This window comes from Micrococcus sp. HMSC31B01 (assembly GCF_001816085.1).
GTDB classification, from domain to species: Bacteria; Actinomycetota; Actinomycetes; order Actinomycetales; family Micrococcaceae; genus Micrococcus; species Micrococcus luteus.
On record NZ_KV824828.1, the window covers coordinates 1 to 1,080 of the forward strand.

Annotated in this window: 1 protein-coding gene and 1 pseudogene; both read left to right on the forward strand. The window is 74.1% G+C overall.

The window, feature by feature from the left end:
* A partial coding sequence (locus tag HMPREF3105_RS00455) for an LCP family protein (protein WP_246830291.1) occupies positions 1-861 on the forward strand: 861 nt, incomplete at its 5' end.
* A pseudogene (locus HMPREF3105_RS12535) lies at positions 858-1,080 on the forward strand (kinase); the annotation flags it as partial. The gene HMPREF3105_RS00455 and the pseudogene HMPREF3105_RS12535, both read left to right, overlap by 4 nt.

A 1,080-nucleotide genomic window follows, 5' to 3' on the forward strand; every position in this document is an offset into this window, starting at 1 on the left:
CCGCCGCCCGGCATGGACGCGGACCAGGCCGCCGAGGGCGCCCAGGGCCCCGTCGCCCCGGGCGCGGACGAGAAGGCGGACGAGCAGGCCCTCGACGTGCTGCTCGTCGGCGAGGACGCGGGCGCGGAGGGCCGTGACTCCGCCGGGCGGTCGGACACCCTCATGTGGGTCCACGTGCCCGGGGACCGCAGCGAGATCCAGGTCATGTCCATCATGCGTGACATGTGGGTGCCGATCCCGGGGCACGGGGACCACAAGGTCAACGCCGCCTACCAGTACGGCGGCATCCCGCTGACGGTGGCCACCGCGGAGAACATGTTCCAGGCGCGCGTGGACCACGTGATCGCCGTGGACCTCGCCGGCTTCAAGGGCCTCGTGGACGCCCTGGGCGGCGTCAGCGTGGACAACCCCAGCGCCTTCGTCTCGACCGGCGGCATCGACTTCCCCGCGGGCACCGTGCAGATGGACGGGGACAAGGCCCTGGCCTACGCGCGGGAGCGGTACAACCTGCCGCGCAGCGACTTCGACCGTGTGGAGAACCAGCAGCGCCTGGTCAAGGCCATCGTGGCCGCGTTCCTCTCCCGGGACACCCTCTCGGACCCGAGCCGCGTGCAGGCCGCCGTCGAGGAGTTCGCCCCCTTCCTGACCCTCGACGACGAGCTCGACTCCAGCACCCTCGCGAACCTGGCGTGGTCCCTGCGCGATGCGCGCGACGCCCCGATCGTGACCAGCACGGTGCCGTCCGTGGGCGTGGGCTACACGGACACCGGCGAGGACGTCGTGTGGCCGGACTGGGCGGCGATCGCCCGCCTGGGCGAGGGCATCCGCACCGGCACCCTGGGGGAGGCCGTGGCGCCGTGAGCACGCCGTCCCGGCCGTCACTGGTACGGCACTGGCTCGCGCTCGCGGAGGAGCTCGTGGGCCGGGCCGCGCCGCGACTCGACGCCCTGAACCTCTTCCCGGTCCCGGACGCGGACACGGGCACGAACATGCTGGCCACGCTGACGGCGGCCCGCACCGCGGCCGACGCCTGCCCCGCACAGGACGACGTCGGCGCCGTGCTCGCGCACGCGGGCGCGG